Genomic DNA, 25,776 nt, shown 5'->3' on the forward strand with positions numbered 1-25,776 from the left:
CCCTGGACCCCCGGGCCCTATGCCCACCCACCACCCGACTCGGTTGATCGAGAAGTGAAGCCGCACCCCCGGCTCGGTTGATCGAGAAGCGAGGCGACGCCCTCGACTCGGTCGGTCGCGAAGTGAGGCCGACGTTGGTGTTGAGCAGCCGTGCCTCGGGGAGATTTCTGGCATGTGCCAAAGAGGCGGCCCGATTCGGTCTTGTTCGGAGGACGTGACAACATGCCGTCATGTCCTCCGCACTGACCGATCTCTTCCCCATTCCGATCGTGCAGGCCCCCATGGCAGGCGGGGTCTCCGTGCCGCAGCTTGCCGCCGCCGTGTCAGAGGCGGGCGGGCTGGGGTTCGTCGCCGCCGGGTACAAGACCGCCGACGGGATGTACCAGGAGATCAAGCAACTGCGGGGGCTGACCGGCCGCCCCTTCGGCGTGAACCTTTTCATGCCGCAGCCGGAGTACGCCGAGTCCGGGGCCGTGGAGGTCTACACGCACCAGCTGGCCGGTGAGGCCGCCTGGTACGAGACCGAGCTCGGTGACCCGGACAGCGGCCGGGACGACGGGTACGAGGCCAAGCTGGCCGTGCTGCTCGACAACCCGGTGCCCGTGGTCTCCTTCCACTTCGGCGTGCCGAGTCGCGAGGTGCTGGACTCCCTGCGCCGCGCCGGGACGTTCACGCTGGTCACCGCCACCACCGTCGAGGAGGCCCTGGCCGTCGAGCGGGCCGGGGCGGACGCGGTGATCGCGCAGGGCGTGGAGGCCGGCGGACATCAGGGCACCCACCGGGACGTGCCGGAGAACGACGGGTCCGGGATCGGACTGCTGTCGCTGGTCACCCAGGTACAGGAGACCGTGGGGATCCCGGTCGTCGCTGCCGGCGGCATCATGCGCGGCAGCCAGATCGCGGCCGTGCTGGCGGCCGGGGCGAGCGCCGCGCAGCTGGGCACGGCCTTCCTGGCCACCCCGGAGTCCGGTGCCGCCGACCTGCACAAGCAGGCGCTCGGCGACCCGCTGTTCACGCGGACCGCGCTGACCCGGGCGTTCTCCGGGCGGCCCGCCCGCGGCCTGGTCAACCGGTTCATGCGCGAGCACGGCCCGTACGCGCCCGCCGCCTACCCTGAGGTCCACCACCTCACCTCCCCGCTGCGCAAGGCCGCCGCCCGGGCCGGGGACACGCAGGGCATGGCCCTGTGGGCCGGGCAGGGGTACCGGATGGCCCGTGAGCTGCCCGCCGGGCAGCTGGTGGAGACCCTCGCGGAGGAACTCGCCGCCGCGTCGACAGCGTTGTCGGCCAAGGGTGAGGGGGAGAGGCGATGACCGCTCCTGTGTTCGTGCTCGATCCGCTGGTCGTGCCCGACTTCTCCGGCGGCGAGGTCGTCCTGGACGGTCCCGAGGGGCGGCACGCCGTCTCCGTGAAGCGGCTGCAGCCCGGTGAGGACGTCATCCTCACCGACGGGCACGGCCGCTGGACGGAGGGCGTCGTGCGGGCCGCCGAGGGCAAGGACCGGCTGGTGGTGACGGACCTGGAGAGCGTCCACGAGGAGCCGGTGCCGCAGCCCCGGATCACCGTGGTGCAGGCACTTCCCAAGGGGGACCGGGGGGAGGTCGCCGTGGAGACCATGACCGAGGTCGGCGTCGACGCGATCGTGCCCTGGCAGGCCGCCCGCTGCATCACCCAGTGGAAGGGCGAGCGGGGCCTGAAGGCGCTCGGCAAGTGGCGGGGCACCGCCCGTGAGGCCGGCAAGCAGTCCCGCCGGGTGCGGTTCCCGGAGGTCGCGGACGCGGTGGGCACCAAGCAGGTTGCCGCACTTCTGGCCAAGGCCGACCTCGCCGCCGTCCTCCACTCCGACTTCGGGCACGACAGCGAGCCCCTCGCCGAGGCCGAGCTGCCCGCCGCGGGTGAGATCGTGCTGGTCGTCGGGCCCGAAGGGGGCGTCGCCCGGGACGAGATGGCGCTGTTCGAGGAGGCGGGTGCCAAGGCGTACACCCTGGGGCCTACCGTGATGCGCACATCGACCGCCGGGACGGCGGCCGCGGCCCTGCTGCTCGGCCGCACCGGCCGGTGGTCCTGAACCGACCGCACCACACCCTGGGGGACACACCGTGGAACTCGCCCAAGTCCGGCTCCTGGTCAGCGACTTCGCCGCCTGCTACCGCTTCTACGCCGAGGTGCTCGGGCTGAAACCGCAGTCGGGGGCGAGCGAGGGGCCGTACGAGAAGTTCAGCCCGCACGCCGGGTCGGCGGGGATCGCCCTGCAGGACCGGGCGATGATGGCCGCGATACTGGGCGAGCTGGGGGACGCGGCGACCGGGCACCGTTCGCTGGTGGTGCTGCGCGTCGACGACCTCGACGGCTACTGCGAGCAGATCGCCGGGCGGGGTGCGGTCCTCGTGCACGGGCCGGCGCCGATGACGGAGCGCATGCGGGTCGCCCACCTCAAGGACCCGGAGGGGAACCTGGTGGAACTGCAGGAGTGGCTGCTGCTGCGCACCTGAGGAACGGGCCACCGGCACGGGGGACCTCTCCGAACACGTGAGTGGCCGTATGTCCCCTACCGCCACCGGCGGGACAGTGGCAGGCTGCCCTCCATGGGGGCATTGAGGCGGATTTGGGGCCGGCCACGCGGGACCAGGGTGGCGGCCGTGACGGGACTCGCCGCGATCGCGGTGGGCGGCATGGTGGCCTGCCAGCCGAGCGACCTGAACACCGCGACGGTCGCCTACACCACCGACCAGACCGCCACCGCCGAGCTGAAACGCCAGCACGTCGACGTCAGTTGGCTCACCTGCACCGGCAACTACGGCTCGTCGGCGAAGGCGACCAAGAGCACGAAGAGCACGAAGACGCCTTCGGCCACCTCCACCACCGTCGTCTCCGTCGACTGCCAGGGGCGGACCAAGGACGGCCGGAGCATCACCGTCACCGGCCGGGTGACCAAGGCCGTCAGCGGGGCCTGCGTACGCGGGAACCTCGTCGCCGAGGTCGGCGGCAAGGAGTGGTTCCGGGTGAACGGGCTGGGCGACTGCGACGCCACGCCCGGGCCGGCGTACAGCACCTACCGGCCGCCCACGTACGGGCAGCAGCCCGGCCCCACCGTGACCGTCACGAAGACCGTCTGGTGCCAGGGCGACCCCAAGTGCCGGCCGGTGCAGGGCAAGTGATCGAAATCGGTCACCGGGAACAGGCCGGGATGCATAGGCTGAGCGAGTGACTCAGGGTGCAGCGACAGGACCGCGGTCCTACCTCCGATTTCCGCACGTCCACGGCGATCTGGTCGCCTTCACCGCCGAGGACGACGTGTGGCTGGCGCCCCTGGACGGCGGCCGGGCCTGGCGGGTCAGCGCCGACAACGTCCCCGTGACCCTGCCCCGCATCTCGCCCGACGGGAACACGGTCGCCTGGACCTCCACCCGCGACGGCGCCCCCGAGATCCACACCGCCCCCGTCGACGGCGGCTCGTCCACCCGCCTGACGCACTGGGGAAGCGCCCGCACCCAGGTGCGCGGCTGGACCGACGACGGGCAGGTCCTCGCGATCACCACCCACGGCCAGGCCAGCCTCCGGCGCAGCTGGGCCCACACCGTCCCGCTCGACGGCGGCCCGTCCACCGTCCTGCCGTACGGCCCCGTCGGCCATGTCGCCCTCGGGCCGTCCACCGTGCTGCTGTCCGCGCCCATGGGCAGGGAAGCGGCCTGGTGGAAGCGGTACCGGGGCGGTACGGCGGGCAAGCTGTGGGTGGACCGGGAGGGTGCCGGCGACTTCGTACGGCTGCACGCGGAGCTGGACGGGAACCTGGAGTACCCGGTGTGGGCCGGCGACCGGATCGCCTTCCTCTCCGACCACGAGGGCACCGGGGCGCTCTACTCCTCCCTCGCCGACGGCTCCGACCTGCGCCGGCACACGCCCCTCGACGGTTTCTACGCCCGGCACGCGTCCGGTGACGGCACCCGGGTCGTCTACGCCTCGGCCGGTGGACTCTGGCTCCTGGACGACCTGGAGGGCGCCGAGCCGCGCCGCCTGGACATCCGGCTCGGCGGGTCCCGCGTGGACCGGCAGCCGTACCCGGTCAACGCGGCCCGCTGGTTCAGCTCGGCCTCGCCCGACCACACCGCGCGCGGCAGCGCCGTCCTGGTGCGCGGCGGTGTGCACTGGGTGACCCACCGCTCCGGTCCGGCGCGGGCGCTGGTCGCCCAGCCGGGGGTGCGGGCCCGGCTGCCCGTCGCCTTCCGCGCGGACGCGGAGGAGTGGGTGGCGTGGGTGACGGACGCCGAGGGCGACGACGCCCTGGAGTTCGCCCCCGCGACCGGGCTCGTGCCCGGCGCCACCCCGCGCCGGATCGCCGCCGGACAGCTCGGCCGGGTCCTGGAACTCGCCGTCGCCCCCGACGGCGGCCGGGTCGCCGTCGCCGCCCACGACGGCCGGCTGCTCCTCGTCGAGCGGGAGACCGGCGAGGTCCGCGAGGTCGATCGCAGCGAGGACGGCGACGTCTCCGGACTGGCCTTCTCGCCCGACTCCGGCTGGCTCGCCTGGTCCCACCCCGGCACCGGCGGGCTCTGCCAGCTCCGCATCGCCCACACCACCGACCTCACCGTCACCGAGGCGACCCCGCTGCGGTTCCGGGACTACGACCCCGCCTTCACCCGCGACGGCAAACACCTCGCCTTCCTCTCCACCCGCTCCTTCGACCCGGTCTACGACGAGCACGTCTTCGACCTGGCCTTCGTGGTCGGCGACCGCCCGCACCTGATCACCCTCGCCGCCACCACCCCCTCGCCGTTCGGCCCGCAGCGGCACGGCCGCCCGTTCGAGACCCCCGACAAGGACGAGACCCCGGACGCCGAGGGCACCCCCGCGACCCGGATCGACCTGGAGGGCCTCGCCGACCGGATCGTGCCCTTCCCCGTCGAGGCCGGCCGCTACTCCACCCTGCGGGCCGCCAAGGACGGCGTGCTCTGGCTGCGCCACCCCGTGCGCGGCGTGCTCGGCGCCTCCCGCGCCCACCCCGAGGACCCGGAGCCCAAGACCGAGCTGGAGCGCTACGACCTCGCCCAGCAGCGCATCGAGTACCTGTCCTCCGACGCCGACCACTTCGAGGTCAGCGGCGACGGCAAACGCGTCCTGCTGTGGGCCGACAGCAAGCTCAGGGTCGTACCCAGCGACCGCCGCGCCTCGGGCGACGACGACAGCGACACCAACATCACCGTCGACCTGGCCCGGGTCCGGCAGACCGTCGACCCGGCCGCCGAGTGGCGGCAGATGTTCGACGAGACCGGCCGCATCATGCGCGACCAGTTCTGGCGCCCGGACCTCGGCGGCGTCGACTGGGACGGCGTCCTCGACCGCTACCGCCCGCTCGTCGAGCAGGTCGCCACCCACGACGACCTCGTCGACCTGCTCTGGGAGGTCCAGGGCGAACTGGGCACCTCGCACGCCTACGTCACCCCGCGCGGCGGCCACGGCGGCGGCGCCCGCCAGGGCCTGCTCGGCGCCGACATCTCCCGCCATCCGGACGGCAGCTGGCGCATCGACCGGATCCTGCCCGCCGAGACCTCCGACCCCGGCGCCCGCTCCCCACTCGCCGCACCCGGCGCCGCGGTACGCCCCGGCGACGCGATCGTGGGCGTCGCCGGCCGGCCCGTCGACCCGGTGACCGGCCCCGGCCCGCTCCTGGTCGGCACGGCGGGCAAGGCGGTCGAACTGACCGTGTCCCCGGCGGGCGGCGGCGAGTTGCGGCACCCGGTGGTCGTGCCGGTCGCCGACGAGGAGCCGCTGCGCTACCACGCCTGGGTCGCCGACCGCAGGGCCCATGTGCACGCGTCGTCCGGCGGCCGCCTCGGCTACCTCCACGTCCCCGACATGCAGGCGCCCGGCTGGGCCCAGATCCACCGCGACCTGAGCGTGGAGATGGCCCGCGAGGGCATCGTCGTGGACGTCCGCGAGAACCGCGGCGGCCACACCTCCCAGCTCGTGGTGGAGAAGCTGGCCCGCCGCATCGTCGGCTGGGACCTGCCGCGCGGCATGCGCCCGTTCAGCTACCCGAGGGACGCGCCCCGGGGGCCGGTCGTGGTCGTCGCGAACGAGTTCTCCGGCTCGGACGGCGACATCGTCAACGCGGCGATCAAGGCCCTGGGCATCGGCCCGGTGGTCGGCACCCGCACCTGGGGCGGCGTGATCGGCATCGACAGCCGCTACCGCCTGGTCGACGGCACCCTGGTCACCCAGCCCAAGTACGCGTTCTGGCTGGAGGGCTACGGCTGGGGCGTGGAGAACCACGGCGTCGACCCGGACGTGGAGATCGTGCAGCGCCCGCAGGACTGGGGCGCCGGGAGGGATCCCCAGCTGGACGAGGCGGTACGGATAGCACTGGAGGCGTTGGAGACGACGCCCGCGAAGACTCCGCCGACGTTGCCGATGTAAGGAGGGGCGCCGGGTCCCACCTGAAGGGGCGCGGGGAACTGCGCGACCAACCCCCACGCACCCGCAGTCAACGACGATACGATGCCGCCTGCACTGGATCACCCTTTACGAGGAGACGCCCTTATGGCAGGGGAACCCCAGGACGACTGCCTGTTCTGCAAGATCGTCGCAGGCCACGTCCCGGCGACGATCGTCCGCGAGACGGACACCACCGTCGCCTTCCGGGACATAAACCCCCAGGCACCCACTCACGTCCTGGTGATCCCCAAGGTCCACTACAAGAACGCGGCCGAGCTCGCCGCAGGCGACCCCGCCGTCGCCGCCGACATACTGCGCGAGGCCCAGGCCGTCGCCGACGAGGACAAGCTGGAGAGCTACCGCATCGTCTTCAACACCGGCAGCGGCGCCGGCCAGACCGTCTGGCACACCCACGCGCACATCCTCGGCGGTCGTGGCCTGCAGTGGCCGCCCGGATAACTCGCCATGTCCGTACGTGAGTTGGTGGTCCTCGGCACCGCCAGCCAAGTTCCCACCCGGCACCGCAACCACAACGGCTACCTGCTGCGCTGGGACGGCGAGGGCATCCTCTTCGACCCCGGCGAGGGCACCCAGCGGCAGATGCTGCGGGCCGGGGTCGCCGCGCACGACCTGAACCGGATCTGCGTCACCCACTTCCACGGCGACCACTCCCTCGGCCTCGCCGGGGTCATCCAGCGCGTCAACCTCGACCAGGTCCCGCACCCGGTCACCGCGCACTACCCGAGGTCCGGGCAGCGCTTCTTCGACCGGCTCCGGTACGCCACCGCCTACCGCGAGACCGTCGGCATCACCGAGGCCCCGGTCGACGCGGACGGCGACCTGGCGGTCACCCGTTCCTACACGTTGGACGCGCGGAAGCTGTCCCACCCCGTCGAGTCGTACGGCTACCGGCTCACCGAGCCCGACGGCCGCCGCATGCTGCCCGAACGGCTCGCCGCGCACGGCATCAGCGGCCCCGACGTCGGCCGGCTCCAGCGCGAGGGTGTCCTCGGGGACGTCACGCTCGACGACGTCAGCGAGGTGCGGCGCGGCCAGCGGTTCGCGTTCGTCATGGACACCCGGCTGTGCGACGGCGTGCACGCGCTGGCCGAGGGCTGCGACCTGCTGGTCATCGAGTCGACCTTCCTCGACGAGGACGCCCGACTCGCCGAAGAACACGGCCACCTGACCGCCGGCCAGGCGGCGGCCGTCGCCCGGGACGCGGGGGTACGGCACCTCGTGCTGACCCACTTCAGCCAGCGCTACGCCGACCCTGAGGACTTCGAACGGCAGGCGCGGGCCGCCGGCTACCAGGGCGAGCTGACCGTCGCCTACGACCTGCTCCGAGTGCCGGTTCCGAAGCGCAGGTGAAGCGGCCGTACCATGCTTTGATGCCCCTCCCCAAAGCAGAACTGCACCTCCACATCGAAGGCACTCTGGAACCCGAGCTGGCGTTCCTGCTGGCCACGCGCAACGGCGTCGAGCTGCCGTACGCGGACACCGACGCACTGCGCAAGGCGTACCAGTTCGAGGACCTGCAGTCCTTCCTGAACCTCTACTACGAGCTGATGGCCGTCCTGCGCACCGAGCGGGACTTCGACGACCTCGCCGACGCGTACCTCTCGCGGGCCGCCGCGCAGGGCGTCCGGCACGCCGAGATCTTCTTCGACCCGCAGGCGCACCTCGCCCGGGGCATCGGCATGGGGACGGTCGTCGAGGGCCTGTGGCGGGCGCTCGGCCGCAGCGTCGAGAGCCACGGGATCTCCACCCGCCTCATCATGTGCTTCCTGCGGGACGAGTCCGCCGAGTCGGCGATGGCGACGCTGGAGGCGGCGAAGCCGTACCTCGACCGGATCACCGGGATCGGGCTGGACTCCGCCGAGGTGGGGAATCCGCCGGTCAAGTTCCGCGAGGTGTACGAGGCCGCCGCCGAACTGGGGCTGCGGCGGGTGGCCCACGCGGGTGAGGAGGGGCCGCCGGAGTACATCACCGAGTCGCTGGACCTGCTCGGCGTCGAGCGCGTCGACCACGGGCTGCGCTGCATGGAGGACCCGGAGCTGGTCGCCCGCCTGGTGCGGGAGCGGATCCCGCTGACGCTGTGCCCGCTGTCGAACGTCCGGCTGCGCGCGGTCGACGTGCTCGCCGAGCACCCGCTTCCGGCCATGATCGAGGCCGGGCTGCTGTGCACGGTCAACTCCGACGACCCCGCCTACTTCGGCGGCTACGTCGCCGACAACTACCACGCCGTGCGCGACGCCCTGGGCCTGACCAGGGAGCAGATGCGGGAACTGGCCCGCAACTCCTTCCTCGCGTCCTTCCTGGAGGACGACGAGGAACTGCGGGCCCGCTACCTTGCCGAGGTCGACGCCTTCGAGTTCGGCTAGGCGGCCACGTCCAGCCGTGCCGCCGCCGGGTCGGTGAGCGCCGGGCCGGTCGCGACGGTGGTGGTCCTGCGCCGCAGCGCCACCGCCGTCAGCGGTACCGCGACCGCCAGCAGGGCCACCGCGAGGACCGTCCCCATCGCCGGGAAACCGGCCCGGGCCGCCAGCAGGCTGCCGGTCACCGGGCCCACGGCCGTCCCCAGCGACGACGCCGACCCGACCAGCACCGCCCAGCGGCCCCGCGGGTCCAGGGACGCGGCGAGCCCGATGACGTACGACAGGACGACCGGGTAGAGCAGGTTCCAGGCGATCTCGCCGGTCGCGAAGGACGTGAGGTCGGTGGCGGACGCGCTGAGCGCGATACAGCCCGCGATCAGTACGGTGCCCAGACCGATCGGCAGGGCCTGGCCGAGCCGCGGGCCGAGGGCGCCCGCGCCGACCACGCCGAGCAGACCGGTGCCGAGCGCCACCGCGAAAACCACGCCGACGGTCGCCTCGCCGAGATGCGCCTGCGTCAGGCCGATACGGCCGCTGACCCCCCAGAGCGAGTTCTGCACGGCCGACCAGCAGGGCATCGCGGCCGCCAGCAACAGGCCCGAGCGCAGGTGCGGCAGCCGGGGGCCGGTGGCGGTGCGGGGGAGGGCCGGGGCGGTACGGGGGGACAGGCGGGCGGTGAGCGGCCAGACCGCGAGCGCGGTGAGCGCGATCGCGGCGAGGGGCTGCGCGTGGCCGGGGCCGAGGTGCGGGACCGTCAGGTAGACGGCACCGGCGAGGGCGGAGACGCCGAGCAGGCCGAGGGTGGTGGTGCGGTGGGGGTCCCGTTGCGCGGCGATGCCGGTGGCGGCGACGGCGGTGATCGTGCCGGAGCCGAATCCGCCGACGGCTGCGCCGGCGACGACCGCGGGGACGGCGGTGGTCAGGGCGGCTCCGCCGTAGCCGAGGACCGCGAGGAGGAGGCCGAGGCGGGCGAGGGTGCGGGGGCCGATGCGGTCCACCCGGGAGGCGAGGAGGAAGCCGGCGGCCGCCGAACTCAGCAGCAGGGCAGTGCCGATGGCGCCTGCCTGGGTGGCGGAGAGGGGGAGCCCCGATTCGAGCCGGCCGACGGTGGTCGGGAGGAGGTACGGGGCCAGGTAGCCGGCCGTGAAAAGGGCGACGAGGGGCCAGGGGGTGGTGCGGGGGGCGGACACGGGCGTTCCCAGGGCATGCGAAAGGAGCGGTGCAGGAAGGGGGTTGGGCGCAGGCCGTCGAGGGACAGGAACGCGCGGAGAATTTGTATCAAGGGAGGGAGAGCGGAAGAAGGGCGGGGGGTGTGATGTGGGGCACGCTCGGGTTTTGGGTGCGGGGGAGGGGGTAGGAGCGCCGCGCGCCGTGGGGGTTCGGCGGGATCCCGGGTGCGGGCCGGTGGGGGTTGCTCGCGCAGTTCCCCGCGCCCCTGAAGGGGCGCTCAGCCCGCCGCTTCTTCCCAGCCGCGGGCAGTCGTGCCGCTGGGGCGGCGCGGGCGGCACCCGCCCGGCGCCGGTGAGCGTCCCCACCCCCCGGCACCAGCCCCGCGCTCCTTGGTCGGCGGCTCGGCCGCGTGTCGGCAGGGCCCGGCTGGTCAGCGCCAGTTGACCGTGCCGCCCGGTGTCGCTGCCTCGATGCGGGTTCGGGTTTCCTGCATCACCGTGATGATCTGGGCCTCGTGTTCCGGGGTCAGGCGGCCTGTCGGTACCGAGCAGCTGATGGCGTCCTGGGGTGGGGTGTCGTAGCGCAGGGCGAAGCCGAAGCCGGTGATGCCGAGGACGCCTTCCTCGCGGTCGGTCGAGTAGCCGCGGGCGCGGACCCCGGCCAGGTCGGCGGCGAGGGCGTCGGGGGTGGTGCGGGTGTGGGGGGTGAGGGGGCGGTAGGGGCCCTCGGGGAGGTCGGCGTCCGGGCGCTCCGCCAGCAGCGCCTTGCCCAGTGCGCCCGCGTGGGCCGGGAAGCGGCGGCCCACCCTGCTGATCGTGCGCAGGTACTCGTGGGACTCCCGGGTCGCCAGGTACGCCACGTCCGGGCCGTCCAGGCGGGCCAGGTGGATGGTCTCGCCGAGCGCCTGTGAGGCCTCGTCGAGGTAGGGGCGGACGAGGTGGACGCGCGGGTCGGAGTCCAGGTAGCCGGTGCCGGTCAGCAGGGTGCGGATGCCGACGCCGTAGAGGGAGCCGGTGGTGTCGGTGCGCACCCAGCCTCGGGTGATCAGCGTCTGGAGCAGGGCGTACATCGAGCTGCGCGGGACGCCGAGTGCGTCCGCCAGTTCCTGGAGGCGGGCCGGGCGGTCGCCGCGGTCCGCGAGGAGCTCCAGCAGCTCCACCGTGCGCGCCGCGGACTTCACCTCGCGGACGCCTGCTGTCTCGGACATGTGCAGATCGTACGGGCGGCGGGAGGCGCCGTTGACGGGGTGCGTTCGCATATCTAGTCTCGGTTCCTGTACATGGATGTCGTCTACATAGGGAGACAAGAAAATGGATGGGGTGGCCGGACAGGCGGAGCGTGTGGTGGGGAGGCTGCGGGACGGGATGGCGGGCGGGGTGCTGTCGTTCCCGCTCACCTCGTTCCACGCCGACGGGTCCCTCGACGTGGACGGGTTCCGGGCGTACGTCGCCGGGCAGCTGGCCGCCGCGCCCGGCGCCCTCTTCCCGGCCTGCGGCACCGGGGAGTTCTTCTCGCTGGACGAGGAGGAGTACCGGCAGGTCGTGCGGGTGGCGGTCGAGGAGGCCGACGGGCAGGTGCCCGTGGTCGCGGGGGTGGGCTACGGCTGGGCGCAGGCCGTCCGGTTCGCGCGCCTCGCGGAGGAGGCCGGCGCGGACGCCCTGCTCGTGCTGCCGCACTACCTCGTCGGCGCCCCGCAGGACGGACTCGTCGCGCAGGTCGAGGCGATCGCGGGCCGGACCGGGCTGCCGCTCGTCGTCTACCAGCGCGGCCAGGTCACGTACACCGCCGACGCGTTGACGCGGATCGCCCGCATCCCCGGCGTCATCGGCCTCAAGGACGGGCACAGCGACCTCGACCGGCTCCAGCGGCTCACCCTCGCCGCCCCGGACGGCTTCCTCTTCTTCAACGGCGCCGCCACCGCCGAGATCCAGGCCCGCGCCTATGCCACGGTCGGCGTCCCCGCGTACTCCTCAGCCGTGCACGCCTTCGCCCCCGAGATCGCCGACGCCTTCTTCGCCGCCCTCCGAAGCGGCGACCAGGGCACGGTCGACAAGCTGCTGCGCGACTTCTACGTGCCGTTCGTCGAACTGCGCGACCGGGTCCCCGGATACGCGGTGTCGCTGGTGAAGGCGGCGGCCCGGCTGCGCGGCCGGCCGGTGGGTCCCGTACGCGCCCCGCTCACCGACCCCTCCACCGCCGACCTGGCCGACCTCGGGGCGCTGCTCGCCGCCGGCCTCGACCTCGTGGGAGCGTCCCTGTGAACCTCACCGTCACCGACGTCCGCCTCACCCCGATCCTGGTCGCCGACCCGCCGCTGCTGAACACGCAGGGCGTGCACCAGCCGTACACACCCCGGCTGATCGTGGAGGTGGAGACCGCGGACGGGGTGGTCGGGGTCGGGGAGACCTACGGGGACACCAAGTACCTGGAGCTGGCCCGGCCGTTCGCCGAGAAACTGCGCGGGCGGCCGGTCGGCGACCTGAACGGGCTGTTCACGCTCGCCGACGAGGTCGCCGTGGACGCGGCCCGGGTCCTGGGGCAGGCCGACGTCGGCGGGCTGCGCGGGGTGCAGACCGCCGACAAGCTGCGGCTGTCCGTGGTCTCCGGCTTCGAGGTGGCCTGCCTCGACGCCCTCGGCAAGACGCTCGGGCTGCCCGTGCACGCACTGCTCGGCGGAAAGGTGCGGGACACGGTCGAGTACAGCGCGTATCTCTTCTACAAGTGGGCCGCGCACCCTCAGGGCGTACCGGCCGAGCCGGACGACTGGGGGGCCGCGCTGGACCCGGCCGGGATCGTGGCGCAGGCCCGCCGCTTCACCGAGCGCTACGGCTTCACCTCCTTCAAGCTCAAGGGCGGGGTCTTCCCGCCCGAGGAGGAGATCGCGGCCGTACTGGCGCTGGCGGAGGCGTTCCCCGGGCATCCGCTGCGCCTCGACCCCAACGGCGCCTGGTCCGTGCAGACCTCGCTGAAGGTCGCGAAGGAACTCGGGGACGTCCTCGAATACCTGGAGGACCCGGCGCTCGGCACCCCGGCGATGGCGGAGGTGGCCGCGGGCACGGACGTGCCGCTGGCGACCAACATGTGCGTGACGACCTTCGGCGAGATCAGGGAGGCGTTCGTCCGGGACGCGGTGCAGGTCGTGCTCTCCGACCACCACTACTGGGGCGGGCTGCGCAACACCCGGCAACTGGCCGCCGTCTGCCGCACCTTCGGCGTCGGCGTCTCCATGCACTCCAACACCCACCTCGGGATCAGCCTCGCCGCGATGACCCACGTGGCCGCGACCGTCCCGGACCTCCACCACGCCTGCGACTCCCACTACCCCTGGCAGTCCGAGGACGTCCTCACCGAACGCCTTGCCTTCGACGGCGGCCGGGTCACCGTCCCCGACGCACCGGGACTGGGCGTCGAGCTGGACCCGGAGAAGGTACGACGACTGCACCGGCGGTGGCTGGACGACGACGGGACGCTGCGCGACCGCGACGACGCCGCCGCGATGCGGGTGGCCGAGCCGGGCTGGACGACACCGGCCGTGCCGCGCTGGTAGGGACCCTCGTTCGGGCGGTCGTACGGCGACAGCCGCCGCCTCCGCCGCGACATGGTGCAGACTGGCCGGATCCGCACCACGTCAGGGAGCGCACCGTGACCGCGTCCAACGCGTTCGCCGGAGAGGAACCGGAGTACCTCGACGACGACAGGGGAGCAACGACACCGCACTGCGCCGCGCAGGTCGACCCGCTGGCCGCCCTGCGCACGCCGGACGATCCGCCCTGGGACGTCTACCTCACCGGCACCGTCTTCCTCGACATCGTCTTCACCGGCCTCGACTCCGCGCCGGTGCGCGGCACCGAGTCCTGGGCCCGGGGCATGGGCTCCAGCCCCGGCGGTATCGCCAACATGGCCACCGCCCTCGCCCGGCTCGGCCTGAAGACCTCCCTAGCGGCCGCCTTCGGCGACGACCACTACGGCGAGTACTGCTGGGACGCGCTCGCCCAGGGCGAGGGCATCGACCTCTCCCCGTCCCGCAAGGTGCGCGGCTGGCACTCGCCGGTCACCGTGTCCATGGCGTACGAGGGGGAGCGCACCATGGTCTCGCACGGCCACGAGCCGCCCGCCGACACCCTGTTCCGCCAGCAGAACGCCCCCGGCCACCCGGCCCGTGCCCGCGCCGCCGTCGCCTCCCTCACGCCCGGCAAACGCAACCCCTGGATCGCCCGGGCCGCCGCCGAGGGGACCCGGATCTTCGCCGACGTCGGCTGGGACGACACCGGGGCGTGGGACCTCGCGGGCCTGGCCGACCTGGAGCACTGCGAGGCGTTCCTGCCGAACGCGGAGGAGGCGAGGAGGTACACCGGGGCGGACTGCCCGCGGGCCGCCGCGCACGCCCTCACCGAGTACGTGCCGCTCGCCGTCGTCACCCTCGGGTCGGAAGGCGCGTACGCGGTCGACGGGCGGACCGGGGAGTCCGCGGAGGTCCCGGCGATCGCCGTCGAGGCCCTCGACCCGACCGGTGCGGGAGACGTCTTCGTCGCCGGCTTCGTCACCGGCACGCTCGCCGACTGGCCGCTGGCCGACCGCCTCGCCTTCGCGGGGCTGACGGCGGCACTCTCCGTCCAGGAGTTCGGCGGATCGCTGTCCGCTCCGGGGTGGTCGGAGATCGGCGCGTGGTGGCGGAAGGTCCAGTCGGTGGCGGGACAGGATCCGGCCGCGCTGCGCCGGTACGCGTTCCTGGAGGGCCTGGTACCGGAGGAGGACCAGGTGCGGCCGTGGCCTCTGCGGAGGGCGGTACCGACGATCGGGTTCGGGAGCGCGGGGTGACTGCCGAGGGTGCGGGTGCGGGTGCGTGGGGGCTGGGGCGGGGGGTTTCGCTTACGGCGCTGGCACGGTGCCGCTGCGCCCACCCGTGCCGCCCTGCGGCACGCCTGCCCGCAGCTGGGTAGCTGTGAAGCGCCCCTTCAGGGGCGCGGGGAACTGCGCGACAAGCCCCCACCGGCCCGCACCCGACGACGAAACCGGCACAGCCTCGGCCTACTCTCCCCGCACCTTGGCAACCTGCTCCCGCACCAGCGACCGCCCCGCCCCCGACACCCCCGACAGCGCGCCACCGGCGAACAGCTCCTCCACCCCGCCCCCGTCGGACCCCGCACTCCCCCCGCTCACCACGTACCCCTCCCGCACCGCCACCCGCAGCACACCCTCCGTGTCCACCGCCGCGGCGGCGATCGTCGGCACCTCCCCGCCCGCCGGGTCGGCCACCTTCGCGAACGCGCCCTTCACCGGCTCCCGCCAGCGCAGCGCCAGCAGCACCGGCGACTTCGCCTGGACCTCGGCCAGGTCCACCCGGTCCACCCCGTCCGCCGTGAGCACCTCGGCCCACGCGTCCAGCGCCATCGCCGCCGGCAGCAGGTCCCGCAGCGTCGACCCGGCGATGTTCCCGCCCACCGTCGCGGTCCGGCGCACCGCCCCCGTGCCGACGCCCTTCGCCGCCTGCCGCAGTATCTCCGGGACCCGGTCGTCCACCTGGTGGAGAAGGACCGCGCCGCCGAGCACCCCGTTCCCTATCGCCGTCGCCTCCGGTACCTTCCGCAGGGACACCGCCTGTTCCGGGAAGCCGTCCCGCTGCCACGCGGCCCAGATCAGGGTCGCTCCGCCGACGGGTATCGCCCCCTCGGCCAGACACTCCCGGGCCTCGGACACCGACGTGGGCAGACGCAGCAGCACGGCTACCTGCTTTCTGTGCGGACAGGTGGCGTGGAGCGGACGCGGCCCCCCGACCACGTGATGGCAGTGACGGCACGGATTCTGCCCCGGCGTGCAGGAGCGCATGCAGGGCTCACGGCTGCAGCGGGGGCGCCTTCCCCTGTGAAAAGCCCTACGGCGATGTCACCCCCGCGTCGTACGCTTGATATCGCGAGGCCGCCCTCAGCTACGCGGCCGTGACGAGGAGGAACCGCAGGCCTTAAGCGCCGGCCCATGACTCAGACACCCACAGCTCACACTCCCGCGCAGCAGCAGGCCCGAGCTCAGTTCGAGGTTCCCGCCCAGCACCCGATGGTCACCGTGCTGGGATCCGGCGACTCCCTGCTGCGCGTGATCGAGAAGGCCTTCCCGGCGGCCGACATACACGTCCGGGGCAATGAGATCAGCGCGGTCGGCGATGCCCGTGAAGTCGCCACCATTCAGCGCCTGTTCGACGAGATGATGCTGGTGCTCCGCACCGGGCAGCCGATGACGGAGGACGCAGTGGAACGCTCGATCGCCATGCTGCGGGCGAGCGAGAACGGGGAGGGCCCGGAGGAGACCCCGGCCCAGGTTCTGACACAGAACATCCTGTCCTCGCGCGGCCGCACCATCCGCCCCAAGACCCTCAACCAGAAGCGGTACGTCGACGCGATCGACAAGCACACGATCGTCTTCGGCATCGGGCCCGCCGGTACCGGAAAGACCTACCTGGCCATGGCCAAGGCGGTGCAGGCCCTGCAGTCCAAGCAGGTCAACCGCATCATCCTGACCCGGCCCGCGGTCGAGGCGGGCGAGCGGCTCGGCTTCCTGCCGGGCACGCTCTACGAGAAGATCGACCCGTACCTGCGCCCGCTGTACGACGCGCTGCACGACATGCTCGACCCGGACTCGATCCCGCGCCTGATGGCGGCCGGGACGATCGAGGTGGCGCCGCTCGCCTACATGCGCGGCCGCACCCTCAACGACGCCTTCATCATTCTCGACGAGGCCCAGAACACCTCTCCCGAGCAGATGAAGATGTTCCTCACCCGGCTCGGCTTCGAGTCGAAGATCGTGATCACCGGTGACGTCACCCAGGTCGACCTGCCCAACGGCACCAAGTCCGGTCTGCGCCAGGTGCAGGACATCCTGGAGGGCCTGGAGGACGTGCACTTCTCCCGTCTCACGTCCCACGATGTCGTACGGCACAAGCTGGTGGGCCGTATCGTCGACGCGTACGAGAAGTACGACAGCTCGCACGGCACGGAGAACGGCGCCCATCAGGGCGGCCGTTCGAAGTCCGGGCACAAGGGGAAGTAGACAAGCACCGCGCCATGTCGATCGACGTCAACAACGAGTCCGGAACCGAGGTCGACGAGCAGGCGATCCTCGACATCGCCCGCTACGCGCTCGCACGGATGCGCATCCACCCGCTCTCCGAGCTCTCGGTGATCGTCGTGGACGCCGACGCCATGGAGCAGCTGCACATCCAGTGGATGGACCTGCCCGGCCCGACGGATGTCATGTCCTTCCCGATGGACGAGCTGCGGCCGCCGTCGAAGGACGAGGACGAACCGCCGCAGGGGCTGCTCGGCGACATCGTGCTCTGCCCGGAGGTCGCCGCCAAGCAGGGCGCCGAGGCCGAGACCCAGCACTCCATGGACGAGGAGCTCCAGCTGCTCACCGTCCATGGCGTGCTGCACCTGCTCGGCTACGACCACGAGGAGCCCGACGAGAAGGCCGAGATGTTCGGCCTGCAGGCAGCCATCGTGGACGGCTGGCGCGCGGAGCAGGGCCTGACCGGCCCCTCGCCGGCGCCGACGGTCTCGTAGGCGGGTCGTCCTCGCATGAGTCCGCAGATCGTCGTCGGCGCGATCGCGCTGGTCGTCGTGGCATGGCTGGCCGCCTGCGCCGAGGCCGGTATCGCCCGCGTCTCCAGTTTCCGGGCCGAGGAGGCGGTGAAGTCCGGGCGGCGCGGCAGCGCCAAGCTCGCCCAGGTCGCCGCCGACCCCACCCGCTACCTGAACGTGGCGCTGCTGGTCCGCGTCGCCTGCGAGATGGCGGCCGCGGCCCTGGTCACCTACGCCTGCCTCCAGGAGATCCCCACCACCTGGCAGGCGCTGCTCGCCGCGATCGGCGTGATGGTGCTCGTGTCGTACGTCGCCGTCGGCGTCTCCCCGCGCACCATCGGCCGCCAGCACCCGCTGAACACGGCGACGGCCGCCGCGTACGTGCTGCTGCCGCTGGCGAGGATCATGGGGCCGATCCCCTACCTCCTCATCCTCCTCGGCAACGCGCTCACCCCCGGCAAGGGCTTCCGGCGCGGCCCGTTCGCCTCCGAGGCCGAACTGCGCGCGCTGGTCGACCTCGCCGAGAAGGAGTCGCTGATCGAGGACGAGGAGCGCCGGATGGTGCACTCGGTCTTCGAGCTGAGCGACACCCTCGTACGGGAGGTCATGGTCCCGCGTACCGACCTCGTCGTCATCGAGCGGTACAAGACGATCCGCCACGCCCTCACCCTCGCGCTGCGCTCGGGTTTCTCCCGGATACCCGTCACCGGGGAGAGCGAGGACGACATCGTCGGGATCGTGTATCTCAAGGACCTGGTCCGCAAGACGCACATCAGCCGGGACGCCGAGTCCGACCTGGTCTCCACCGCGATGCGGCCCGCGTTCTTCGTGCCCGACACCAAGAACGCCGGCGACCTGCTGCGCGAGATGCAGAAGGAACGCAACCACGTCGCCGTCGTCATCGACGAGTACGGCGGCACGGCCGGGATCGTCACCATCGAGGACATCCTGGAGGAGATCGTCGGCGAGATCACCGACGAGTACGACCGTGAGCTCCCGCCCGTCACCGACCTCGGCGACGACCGCTACCGGGTCACCGCCCGCCTCGACATCACGGATCTCGGCGAGCTGTACGGGCTTGAGGAGTACGACGACGAGGACGTGGAGACCGTCGGCGGCCTGCTCGCGAAAGCCCTCGGCAGGGTCCCCATCGCCGGAGCCGCCGCCCAGGTCGAACTCCCCGACGGCCGCAGGCTGGCCCTCACCGCCGAGTCCGCCGCCGGCCGCCGCAACAAGATCGTGACGGTGCTGGTGGAGCCGGTACCCGTGCCCGACCACCCGGAGGACGACCCGGAGTGACCCCCGACCGGCTCCGAGCCTTCTGCCTCTCCTTCAACGCGGCCGAGGAGGACTTCCCCTTCAACCCGGACATCTCGGTCTTCAAGGTCCTCGGCAAGATGTTCGCGCTGAGCTGGATGGACGGAAAGCCCCTCAAGGTCAACCTCAAGTGCGACCCCGAGGACGCGATCCGCCTCCGCGCCGACCACGAGGGGCTGATCGCGCCGGGCTACCACATGAACAAGCGGCACTGGAACACCGTGACCGTGGACGGCGACCTCCCCGAGCGGCTCGTGAAGGAACTGATCGAGGACTCGTACGACCTCGTCGTCGCCGGTCTGCCGAGAGCGGAGCGGCTGCGGCTGGACCGGCCGTGAATCCGCTTGCCCGGGGTGGCCGGGGCGCGGTCGGATGTGCCGTATGACCATCAGATACCCGCGCCCGCTGCGCCCCGGTGACCGTGTCGGTGTGACCTCGCCGTCCAGCGGGGTGCCCGAGGTGCTTCGCGGGCGGCTCGACGCGGCGGTCCGTACGGTCGAGGAGCGCGGGTACGAGGTGGTGGTGGGCCGGTGCATGGACGGCGCCACGCACCTCAGCGCACCGGCCGCCGAGCGCGCCGCCGAACTCACCGCGATGCTGACCGACCCGTCGATCCGGGCCGTCGTACCCCCGTGGGGCGGCGAGACCGGCATCGACCTGCTGCCCCTGCTCGACTTCGAGGCCGTCGGGCGGGCCGAACCGACCTGGGTCGTCGGCTACTCGGACATGTCGACCCTCATCACCCCGCTGACCCTGCGCACCGGGGTCGCGACCGTGCACGGCAACTGCCTGATGGAGACGCCCTACCGGCCGCCGGAGGGGCTGCTGTCCTGGCTGGACGTCGTGGCCGCGCCGCAGGGGCCGCCGTTCACCCAGACCCAGCCCGGACGGTACCGGGCCGCGGGGCGGGACGACTGGATCGCCGAGCCCGGCATCCGGGACCTCACCCTGGACGCCGAGGGCACCTGGACCCGGCTCGACGGGGACGGGGACGTGGACGTCGAGGGCCGGCTGATCGGCGGCTGCGTCGAGACCCTCGCCGGCCTCGCCGGGACGCCGTACCTCGACACCGCCGGCTTCGCCGGGGACGAACCGCTGCTGGTCTATGTCGAGGCGTGCGAGGACAACGCGTTCACCGTCTGCCGGAACCTGCACGGCATGCGGCTCGCCGGGTTCTTCGACCGGGCCGCCGCCGTGCTCGTCGGGCGCACCAGGGCGCCCGGCAGCCCGACTCTCAGCCAGCACGAGGCCGTGCTCGACGCGCTCGGGCCGCTCGGGGTGCCGGTCGTCGCCGACGTGGAGTGCGGGCATGTGCCGCCGTTCCTGCCGCTGGTGAACGGCGCGCGGGGGCGGGTGCTGCACACGGCCGTCCGGAGTCAGATCGTCCAGACCCTCGGCTGACTCCGTCCGGGGGGCGGGGGAGGAAAGCGGGGCCGGGGCGGGTTGTTCGTATGCTCGGGGCATGACCGACAGCAACGCGCTTGATCCCGAGGACCGCAAGATCGTCACCCTGGCCCGCTCGGCCCGGGCCCGCAACGGGGTGCCGGAGGGGGCGGCGGTACGGGACTCCACGGGCCGTACGTATGTGGCGGGGACCGTGGAGCTGGCCTCGCTGCAGCTGAGCGCGCTGCGGACGGCGGTGGCGATGGCGGTGGCGTCGGGGGCGGAGTCCCTGGAGGCGGCGGCGGTGGTGTCGGGGGCCGAGGGGGTTTCGGCGGAGGACCTCGCCGCGGTGCGGGATCTTGGGGGGCCGGGGACGCCGGTACTGCTGGCGGGGCCGGACGGAGAGGTGCGGCTCACCGTCCCCGCGTGACCTTCTGCCCACCCACCCACCCGACTCGCTCCGCTGAGAAGCGAGGACTTGTCTGACTCCGTCGGGGCAGGGGCGGGGTGGGTTGACTGGGGGCGGCCGGGGTGGCGATGCACCCGCAGTCATCCACGCACCGCCGCCTCCCTCCCCGCAGTCGGCCAAATTTCAACCTTGTAGGTCTGTGTCGCTCGCGTATCAATGGGACCGTAAGTTCCGACGGACCGTCAGATTCGGCCCCGCGGTGTGTCCGCACCCACCCGGACCGGGGTCGCCATCCCCACATGGCATTCCCACGTAACGGGAAGGGAGCCCTATCCCCATGAAACGAATAGCCACCGGTGCGGCACTCGCGGCGGGGGCCCTCGCCGCCACGGCGTTGGCCTTCGCGCCCTCGGCCGCCGCCGTCACCCCGACCACCGCGACCGTCACCGCCAGCTGCGGCATCTTCGGCGGCGGCGCGGCCACGCTCACCGCCACCCAGAGCGGCACCTCCGCCACCCTCACACTCACCTCCAGCGCGATCACCACCCCGCTCGCCCTGTCGGCGAACTCCATCGCCTCCACGCTGACCATGGCCAACTCGACCGGCAGCAACGTCGTCTTCAGCGGGACCGTGAACCCGGCGATGGCCGCCGGTTCCGCGGTCACCGTCGGACCCCTCCCCGGCACCGTGGCCTCCGGCGACAGCCTCGACTTCTACGGCGGCTCGCTGAAGATGGTCATCTTCGGCGTCACCGTCACCTGTACGTCCAGCGCCGCCCAGTCCCCCGGCCCGTTCGTGTTCTGAGCGTGCTGACGGGTTCGTTCCGGATGCCGCAGAAACTGATGAACCGTCAGTTTTCTGCGGCATCTCCATTGACTTCTCACGCGGCCTCCACATCAATGGCCCCCTGTCGGCGCAGAGGAGCCGCTGCGCCCGCAACCCTCAGGAGGGGGCTTCCATGGGTTCACCCCCAAGATCACGAAGATCCCGACGGTGGCGCTGGATCTCACTGTTCGGGGCGACCGCGCTCGCGGTCGCGGCGGGCGGCGCGCTGGCCTGTCCGGCCGGTGCCGCCGGGGCGAACGTCGACTTCGCCACGCACTGCATCCCGCCCGCCGTCGCGGGCCTCCCGCCGATCGACGGCACCACCACCGCCAACATCTCGGTGGACAACACCAGCCCGAAGGTCGGCGACACGGTCACCGTGACCTACACCGTGGTCACGCCCGCCGCCAACAACCCCACCGCGCTCGCCCTGCCGGCCGACATCATGACGCCGACGGGGAAGGTGACGCTGGGCGGCGCGCAGACCGGGGACGTCACGGTCACCGGGCCGAAGAAGAACGATCCGGTGCCGGGGTACGGGACCTTCCCGTCGTTCTCCATGACCGGGACGTTCACCGTCACCTCGCCGGGCGCCATCACGCTCGCGCCCGGCGACTACAACATCCACACCAGCTACATCCTGGAGCTGGACACCCCGTGCACGGTCACCAACCCGCCCGCCCCGGTGTCGGAGACCGTCACGGCGACCTCGACCACCCCGGTCAACAACCGTGCCATCAGCCTGAGTTCCGCCTCCGGGAACCCCGGTGACAGCGTGACCGTCAGCGGGCAGAACTTCACGCCGGGGGCGACCGTGACCCTGGCCGGGCGGTCCGGCGGCAGCCAGACCGCCGACACGGCGACGGCGACCGCGGGCTCCGACGGTTCCTTCAGCGCGCCCATCGTCGTCAACGACAAGACGACGACCGGGATCGTGGCCTATGAGGGGAGTGCGTGGAGCGATGAGGCGGGGGCCGGGCCTGCCGCCTATGTCGTGAACGACACCACGCCGGTGCCGGACGGGAGTCAGAAGCTGACCACCACCGTCAAGGCGGGGACCCTGTCCATGTCCCAGGCCGGGGACTCCGTCGCGCTGTCGGCGGTCGACTTCGGGCAGGGCGGGGCGTCCACGGGCAGCCTCCAGACCGTCACCGTCAAGGACTTCCGTGGCGGGCCGGCCGGCTGGTCGCTCACCGGCAAGGTCACCGACTTCACCGGTCCCGGCGCCAAGATCGACGCCGGGAAGCTGAGCTGGACGCCGAGCTGCGCGACCAAGTCGGGCAGCCCCAGCACCTGCGCGGCCGGTTCCGCGGGCACCGTCGGCAGTTCCGGAGCGACCCTCGCGTCGACCCCGGACGCCACCCTCACCGGCGGTGAGTTCGCGGTCGACGCCGGACTCTCCCTGGACGTACCGGCGTTCACGCCTCCGGGGTCGTACTCCGGAGTCCTGACCCTGACGCTCACCTGAGCCAACTCCCTTGTGGCGGCCGGGCTTTCGAACAGTGGAAGACCCGGTCGCCACCGACCCGCTTCCGACCGGGGGTCCGCACCCATGCGTCGCGCCAAGCCGTATGTCCTCCTCCTGAGCCTGATCCTCGGCGTCCTCTGCACGGCGGGTCCCGCGCGCGCCGCCGACAACGGCAGCTGGTCCGTCTACCCGGTCGCCTCGAAGATCGCGGCGCGGCCCTACTTCTATCTCTCCCTCGACCCCGGACAGACGATCATCGACAAGGTGGCCGTCGCCAACAAGACCGGCAAGCCGCTCACCTTCCGGCTGTACGCCGCCGACGCCTACAACACCGCGCGGGACGGCGGCTTCGCCGTCCGGACGGTGCAGGAGAAGATGCGGGGTGTGGGGGCCTGGGCGAAGACCGGGAAGGCGCGGGTCACCGTACCGCCGCACAGGACGGTCACTGTTCCGTTCACCCTGCATGTGCCGCAGGGGGCCGAGCCCGGTGACCATCCCGGAGCGATCGTCGCGCTGGACGAGAAGGTCGATGCGGGGGCCGGGTCCCTGGCGCTCGGCGTGCAGCGGGCGGTCGGCGCCCGCGTCTATCTGCGGGTGAGCGGGCCGACGCTCCCGGCCCTCGCCGTCGAGAACGTGCACATCGCCCATCACCAGCCGCTCGTGCCCGGCCTCGGCGCCAGCACGGCGACGATCTCCTACACCCTGCACAACACCGGGAACGTGACCCTGGACCCGAAGGTGCGGTTGCGGGCGGAGGGCCTGTTCGGCCGTACGCTGCTCAGCCGTGACCTCACCGGGGTCCCCTCCCAGCTGCTGCCCAGGGAGTGGGTCAAGCTCACCGCACGCTGGTCGGACGCACCCCAACTCGACTGGGGGAACGTGACGTTGACGGCCAGTGCGACCGGTACCAAGGAGTCGGCGAGCGCGTCGTTCCTCGCGCTGCCGTGGCTGGTGGTGGCGCTGGCCTTCGTCGCCGGGGTGGCCGGGGGCGCGCTGTTCGCCCGGGCGCGCCGGGGTGGCCGGGGCCTGCCGCCGTTGCTCAGCGGGCGTCCGCTGTTCAGAGGGCGTCGGGGCCGCGCTCGCCCGTCCGCACCCGTACGACCGTCTCCACCGGCACCGCCCACACCTTCCCGTCCCCGATCTTCCCCGTCTGCGCGGCCTTGACGATCGCCTCGATCACCGGCTCGGCGTCGGCGTCCTCGACGACGACCTCGATCCGGACCTTGGGGACCAGGTCGACCTGGTACTCGGCGCCCCGGTACACCTCGGTGTGACCGCGCTGCCGGCCGTACCCGCTGGCCTCGGTCACGGTCAGGCCCTGCACCCCGATCTCCTGGAGGGCCGTCTTCACCGCGTCGAGGCGGTAGGGCTTGACGATCGCGGTGATGAGCTTCATGGCTGCGTCGTGACCTTCTGGGCGGTGGGGACGGAGTGGGCGACCGGGGCGCCGTGGCCCAGGACCCCGTGATCGTAAGCGGTCTCGGCGTGCACCGTAAGGTCCAGGCCGGTGTGCTCCTGGTCCTCGGCGGCCCGGAAGCCCATCGCCTTGTCGATCAGCCTGCCGATGCCGTACGTCACCGCGAACGCGTACGCCGCGACGGCCGCCACCGCCACCGCCTGCCTGCCCAGCTGGCCGAGCCCGCCGCCGTAGAAGAGGCCCTCGGTGGAGCCGGTCATGGCCTTCTCGGCGAACAGGCCGATCAGGAGGGTGCCGATGATGCCGCCGACCAGGTGAACGCCGACGACGTCGAGCGAGTCGTCGTAGTCCAGCTTGAACTTCCAGCTCACGGCGTACGAGCAGACCACGCCCGCGGCGAGGCCGACGACGAGGGCGCCGAGCAGGGAGACCGAGCCGCAGGACGGGGTGATGGCGACCAGGCCGGCGACCGCGCCCGAGGCCGCGCCCAGGGTGGTGGGGTGGCCGTCGCGCTTCTGCTCGACGAAGAGCCAGCCGAGCAGACCGGTGCAGCCGGCGGCGAGGGTGTTCAGGAAGACGGCGGCGGCCAGGCCGTTGGCGCCCATCGCCGAGCCGGCGTTGAAGCCGAACCAGCCGAACCAGAGCAGACCGGCGCCGAGGACGACCATCGGCAGGTTGTGCGGCCGCATGGCGTCCTTCCTGAAACCGAGCCGGGGGCCGAGGACCAGGCACAGGGCGAGACCGGAGGCGCCGGAGGTGATCTCGACGGGCAGACCGCCGGCGAAGTCCAGGGCGCCGAGACGGTGCGCGATCCAGCCACCCGGGCCCCACACCCAGTGCGCGACGGGAACGTATACGAGCAGCGCCCAGACGGGGACGAACACCAGCCACGCCCCGAATTTCGCCCGGTCCGCGATCGCGCCGCTGATCAGCGCGGCCGTGACGATGGCGAAGGTGAGCTGGAAGGTGGCGAAGAGGAGGGTCGGGACGGTGCCCTGGACACTGTCGGGACCGAGGCCGCGCATGCCCGCGTGGGCCAGGCCGCCGAGGAGCCCGGCCCCGACGTCGTCCCCGAAGGCGAGCGCGTATCCGCCCGCCAGCCACACCACCGTGACCAGGGCGATCGACACGAAGCTCATCATCAGCATGTTGAGGACGCTCTTCGTGCGGACCATGCCGCCGTAGAACAGGGCCAGCCCCGGGGTCATCAGCAGGACCAGGGCGGTGGCGGCGAGCAGCCAGGCGGTGTCACCGGTGTCGGCGTGCGCGGCGGAGAGGAACACGGGCGTCTCCCACGGGGGTCGGGGCTCGTCAGAGCGTCACCGGTCCCGGTTTCCGGTTGCGTACAGCAGTGTTTCCGTGACGTTTCGTTGCGTCGGGGTTACCGGAATCTCACGGTGCGGCG

At 72.5% G+C, this 25,776-nt stretch carries 25 protein-coding genes; 20 read left to right on the plus strand and 5 right to left on the minus strand.

Annotated features, from left to right (window positions below; translation table 11 throughout):
- Positions 1 to 230 precede the first annotated feature (230 nt).
- The 8 genes from ACWGKQ_RS45975 to ACWGKQ_RS46010 all read left to right on the plus strand — a co-directional run bounded on the left by ACWGKQ_RS45975 (position 231) and on the right by ACWGKQ_RS46010 (position 8,816).
- Complete coding sequence (locus ACWGKQ_RS45975; protein ID WP_453298052.1) at positions 231 to 1,313, plus strand: nitronate monooxygenase; 1,083 nt, start codon at positions 231 to 233, stop codon at positions 1,311 to 1,313.
- Complete coding sequence (locus ACWGKQ_RS45980) at positions 1,310 to 2,068, plus strand: 16S rRNA (uracil(1498)-N(3))-methyltransferase (RefSeq protein ID WP_453298053.1); 759 nt, start codon at positions 1,310 to 1,312, stop codon at positions 2,066 to 2,068. Before ACWGKQ_RS45975 ends, ACWGKQ_RS45980 begins: the two co-directional genes overlap by 4 nt.
- A 31-nt stretch (positions 2,069 to 2,099) precedes the next feature.
- Positions 2,100 to 2,492, plus strand: coding sequence for a VOC family protein (locus ACWGKQ_RS45985; RefSeq protein WP_453298054.1), 393 nt, complete (start codon positions 2,100 to 2,102; stop codon positions 2,490 to 2,492).
- A gap of 93 nt (positions 2,493 to 2,585) precedes the next feature.
- Positions 2,586 to 3,158: a hypothetical protein gene (locus ACWGKQ_RS45990; RefSeq protein WP_453298055.1), complete on the plus strand. Its 573-nt coding sequence runs from the start codon at positions 2,586 to 2,588 to the stop codon at positions 3,156 to 3,158.
- 46 nt (positions 3,159 to 3,204) lie between these two features.
- Complete coding sequence (locus tag ACWGKQ_RS45995) at positions 3,205 to 6,414, plus strand: S41 family peptidase (protein ID WP_453298056.1); 3,210 nt, start codon at positions 3,205 to 3,207, stop codon at positions 6,412 to 6,414.
- 123 nt (positions 6,415 to 6,537) lie between these two features.
- Positions 6,538 to 6,891 (plus strand): histidine triad nucleotide-binding protein, encoded by a 354-nt coding sequence (locus ACWGKQ_RS46000; protein WP_453298057.1) that lies wholly within the window; start codon positions 6,538 to 6,540, stop codon positions 6,889 to 6,891.
- Between the two features lie 6 nt (positions 6,892 to 6,897).
- Complete coding sequence (locus tag ACWGKQ_RS46005) at positions 6,898 to 7,803, plus strand: ribonuclease Z (RefSeq protein WP_453298058.1); 906 nt, start codon at positions 6,898 to 6,900, stop codon at positions 7,801 to 7,803.
- 20 nt (positions 7,804 to 7,823) lie between these two features.
- Complete coding sequence (locus ACWGKQ_RS46010; RefSeq protein WP_453298059.1) at positions 7,824 to 8,816, plus strand: adenosine deaminase; 993 nt, start codon at positions 7,824 to 7,826, stop codon at positions 8,814 to 8,816.
- Here the strand turns inward: ACWGKQ_RS46010 and ACWGKQ_RS46015 are convergent.
- Positions 8,813 to 10,000 (minus strand): MFS transporter, encoded by a 1,188-nt coding sequence (locus tag ACWGKQ_RS46015; RefSeq protein WP_453298060.1) that lies wholly within the window; start codon positions 9,998 to 10,000, stop codon positions 8,813 to 8,815. The two genes, ACWGKQ_RS46010 and ACWGKQ_RS46015, sit on opposite strands and share 4 nt — an antisense overlap.
- 410 nt (positions 10,001 to 10,410) lie before the next feature.
- Entirely contained in the window at positions 10,411 to 11,187 is a 777-nt protein-coding gene (locus ACWGKQ_RS46020) for an IclR family transcriptional regulator (RefSeq protein ID WP_453298061.1), read from the minus strand.
- A gap of 103 nt (positions 11,188 to 11,290) precedes the next feature.
- Here ACWGKQ_RS46020 and ACWGKQ_RS46025 point away from each other — a divergent pair, with 103 nt between their 5' ends.
- The 3 genes from ACWGKQ_RS46025 (at position 11,291) to ACWGKQ_RS46035 (ending at position 14,798) form a co-directional block, all read left to right on the plus strand.
- Positions 11,291 to 12,241 (plus strand): 5-dehydro-4-deoxyglucarate dehydratase, encoded by a 951-nt coding sequence (locus ACWGKQ_RS46025; RefSeq protein ID WP_453298062.1) that lies wholly within the window; start codon positions 11,291 to 11,293, stop codon positions 12,239 to 12,241.
- Positions 12,238 to 13,527, plus strand: coding sequence for a glucarate dehydratase family protein (locus ACWGKQ_RS46030; protein ID WP_453298063.1), 1,290 nt, complete (start codon positions 12,238 to 12,240; stop codon positions 13,525 to 13,527). Before ACWGKQ_RS46025 ends, ACWGKQ_RS46030 begins: the two co-directional genes overlap by 4 nt.
- Before the next feature lie 95 nt (positions 13,528 to 13,622).
- On the plus strand, positions 13,623 to 14,798 hold the full coding sequence (locus ACWGKQ_RS46035; RefSeq protein ID WP_453298064.1) for a carbohydrate kinase family protein: 1,176 nt from the start codon (positions 13,623 to 13,625) through the stop codon (positions 14,796 to 14,798).
- A 210-nt stretch (positions 14,799 to 15,008) separates the two neighbouring features.
- On the opposite strand, the gene ACWGKQ_RS46040 is transcribed toward ACWGKQ_RS46035, so the two are convergent.
- Entirely contained in the window at positions 15,009 to 15,701 is a 693-nt protein-coding gene (locus tag ACWGKQ_RS46040; protein ID WP_453298065.1) for an FAD binding domain-containing protein, read from the minus strand.
- A gap of 252 nt (positions 15,702 to 15,953) precedes the next feature.
- On the opposite strand from ACWGKQ_RS46040, the gene ACWGKQ_RS46045 reads away from it, so the two are divergent.
- The 9 genes from ACWGKQ_RS46045 (at position 15,954) to ACWGKQ_RS46085 (ending at position 24,118) form a co-directional block, all read left to right on the plus strand.
- Complete coding sequence (locus ACWGKQ_RS46045; protein WP_453298066.1) at positions 15,954 to 17,021, plus strand: PhoH family protein; 1,068 nt, start codon at positions 15,954 to 15,956, stop codon at positions 17,019 to 17,021.
- A 14-nt stretch (positions 17,022 to 17,035) separates the two neighbouring features.
- On the plus strand, positions 17,036 to 17,533 hold the full coding sequence (gene ybeY / locus ACWGKQ_RS46050) for an rRNA maturation RNase YbeY (protein ID WP_234539372.1): 498 nt from the start codon (positions 17,036 to 17,038) through the stop codon (positions 17,531 to 17,533).
- 15 nt (positions 17,534 to 17,548) lie between these two features.
- Positions 17,549 to 18,850 (plus strand): hemolysin family protein, encoded by a 1,302-nt coding sequence (locus tag ACWGKQ_RS46055; protein WP_453298067.1) that lies wholly within the window; start codon positions 17,549 to 17,551, stop codon positions 18,848 to 18,850.
- On the plus strand, positions 18,847 to 19,206 hold the full coding sequence (locus tag ACWGKQ_RS46060) for an MmcQ/YjbR family DNA-binding protein (protein ID WP_453298068.1): 360 nt from the start codon (positions 18,847 to 18,849) through the stop codon (positions 19,204 to 19,206). The genes ACWGKQ_RS46055 and ACWGKQ_RS46060 overlap by 4 nt, the downstream gene beginning before the upstream one ends.
- A gap of 43 nt (positions 19,207 to 19,249) precedes the next feature.
- Positions 19,250 to 20,269 (plus strand): S66 family peptidase, encoded by a 1,020-nt coding sequence (locus ACWGKQ_RS46065; protein WP_453298069.1) that lies wholly within the window; start codon positions 19,250 to 19,252, stop codon positions 20,267 to 20,269.
- Positions 20,270 to 20,330: 61 nt separating this feature from the next.
- Entirely contained in the window at positions 20,331 to 20,681 is a 351-nt protein-coding gene (locus ACWGKQ_RS46070) for a cytidine deaminase (RefSeq protein WP_453298070.1), read from the plus strand.
- Between the two features lie 316 nt (positions 20,682 to 20,997).
- Positions 20,998 to 21,465 (plus strand): hypothetical protein, encoded by a 468-nt coding sequence (locus tag ACWGKQ_RS46075; protein WP_453298071.1) that lies wholly within the window; start codon positions 20,998 to 21,000, stop codon positions 21,463 to 21,465.
- Between the two features lie 154 nt (positions 21,466 to 21,619).
- A complete protein-coding gene (locus ACWGKQ_RS46080) occupies positions 21,620 to 22,954 on the plus strand; it encodes a beta-xylosidase (protein ID WP_453298072.1) in 1,335 nt (444 codons plus the stop codon).
- A gap of 84 nt (positions 22,955 to 23,038) precedes the next feature.
- Positions 23,039 to 24,118 carry a WxL protein peptidoglycan domain-containing protein gene (locus ACWGKQ_RS46085; RefSeq protein WP_453298073.1) on the plus strand — a complete coding sequence of 360 codons (1,080 nt, stop codon included), beginning with the start codon at positions 23,039 to 23,041 and terminating at the stop codon, positions 24,116 to 24,118.
- Here ACWGKQ_RS46085 and ACWGKQ_RS46090 read toward each other — a convergent pair.
- Both ACWGKQ_RS46090 and ACWGKQ_RS46095 read right to left on the minus strand, forming a co-directional pair.
- Positions 24,012 to 24,350: a P-II family nitrogen regulator gene (locus tag ACWGKQ_RS46090; RefSeq protein ID WP_453298074.1), complete on the minus strand. Its 339-nt coding sequence runs from the start codon at positions 24,348 to 24,350 to the stop codon at positions 24,012 to 24,014. The two genes, ACWGKQ_RS46085 and ACWGKQ_RS46090, sit on opposite strands and share 107 nt — an antisense overlap.
- Positions 24,347 to 25,654 (minus strand): ammonium transporter, encoded by a 1,308-nt coding sequence (locus ACWGKQ_RS46095; RefSeq protein ID WP_453298075.1) that lies wholly within the window; start codon positions 25,652 to 25,654, stop codon positions 24,347 to 24,349. The genes ACWGKQ_RS46090 and ACWGKQ_RS46095 overlap by 4 nt, the downstream gene beginning before the upstream one ends.
- Between the last annotated feature and the right edge of the window lie 122 nt (positions 25,655 to 25,776).

The organism is Streptomyces sp. NPDC054770 (assembly GCF_053611985.1).

Excerpts from the sequence above, each read along its gene's own strand:
- ACWGKQ_RS45975 (WP_453298052.1), top strand. The coding sequence starts at position 231 with ATGTCCTCCGCACTGACCGATCTCTTCCCCATTCCGATCGTGCAGGCC.
- ACWGKQ_RS45980 (WP_453298053.1), top strand. The coding sequence starts at position 1,310 with ATGACCGCTCCTGTGTTCGTGCTCGATCCGCTGGTCGTGCCCGACTTC.
- ACWGKQ_RS45990 (WP_453298055.1), top strand. The coding sequence starts at position 2,586 with ATGGGGGCATTGAGGCGGATTTGGGGCCGGCCACGCGGGACCAGGGTG.
- ACWGKQ_RS46000 (WP_453298057.1), top strand. The coding sequence starts at position 6,538 with ATGGCAGGGGAACCCCAGGACGACTGCCTGTTCTGCAAGATCGTCGCA.
- ACWGKQ_RS46005 (WP_453298058.1), top strand. The coding sequence starts at position 6,898 with ATGTCCGTACGTGAGTTGGTGGTCCTCGGCACCGCCAGCCAAGTTCCC.
- ACWGKQ_RS46010 (WP_453298059.1), top strand. The coding sequence starts at position 7,824 with ATGCCCCTCCCCAAAGCAGAACTGCACCTCCACATCGAAGGCACTCTG.
- ACWGKQ_RS46020 (WP_453298061.1), bottom strand. The coding sequence starts at position 11,187 with ATGTCCGAGACAGCAGGCGTCCGCGAGGTGAAGTCCGCGGCGCGCACG.
- ACWGKQ_RS46025 (WP_453298062.1), top strand. The coding sequence starts at position 11,291 with ATGGATGGGGTGGCCGGACAGGCGGAGCGTGTGGTGGGGAGGCTGCGG.
- ACWGKQ_RS46045 (WP_453298066.1), top strand. The coding sequence starts at position 15,954 with ATGACTCAGACACCCACAGCTCACACTCCCGCGCAGCAGCAGGCCCGA.
- ybeY (WP_234539372.1), top strand. The coding sequence starts at position 17,036 with ATGTCGATCGACGTCAACAACGAGTCCGGAACCGAGGTCGACGAGCAG.
- ACWGKQ_RS46055 (WP_453298067.1), top strand. The coding sequence starts at position 17,549 with ATGAGTCCGCAGATCGTCGTCGGCGCGATCGCGCTGGTCGTCGTGGCA.
- ACWGKQ_RS46065 (WP_453298069.1), top strand. The coding sequence starts at position 19,250 with ATGACCATCAGATACCCGCGCCCGCTGCGCCCCGGTGACCGTGTCGGT.
- ACWGKQ_RS46070 (WP_453298070.1), top strand. The coding sequence starts at position 20,331 with ATGACCGACAGCAACGCGCTTGATCCCGAGGACCGCAAGATCGTCACC.
- ACWGKQ_RS46075 (WP_453298071.1), top strand. The coding sequence starts at position 20,998 with ATGAAACGAATAGCCACCGGTGCGGCACTCGCGGCGGGGGCCCTCGCC.
- ACWGKQ_RS46080 (WP_453298072.1), top strand. The coding sequence starts at position 21,620 with ATGGGTTCACCCCCAAGATCACGAAGATCCCGACGGTGGCGCTGGATC.
- ACWGKQ_RS46085 (WP_453298073.1), top strand. The coding sequence starts at position 23,039 with ATGCGTCGCGCCAAGCCGTATGTCCTCCTCCTGAGCCTGATCCTCGGC.
- ACWGKQ_RS46090 (WP_453298074.1), bottom strand. The coding sequence starts at position 24,350 with ATGAAGCTCATCACCGCGATCGTCAAGCCCTACCGCCTCGACGCGGTG.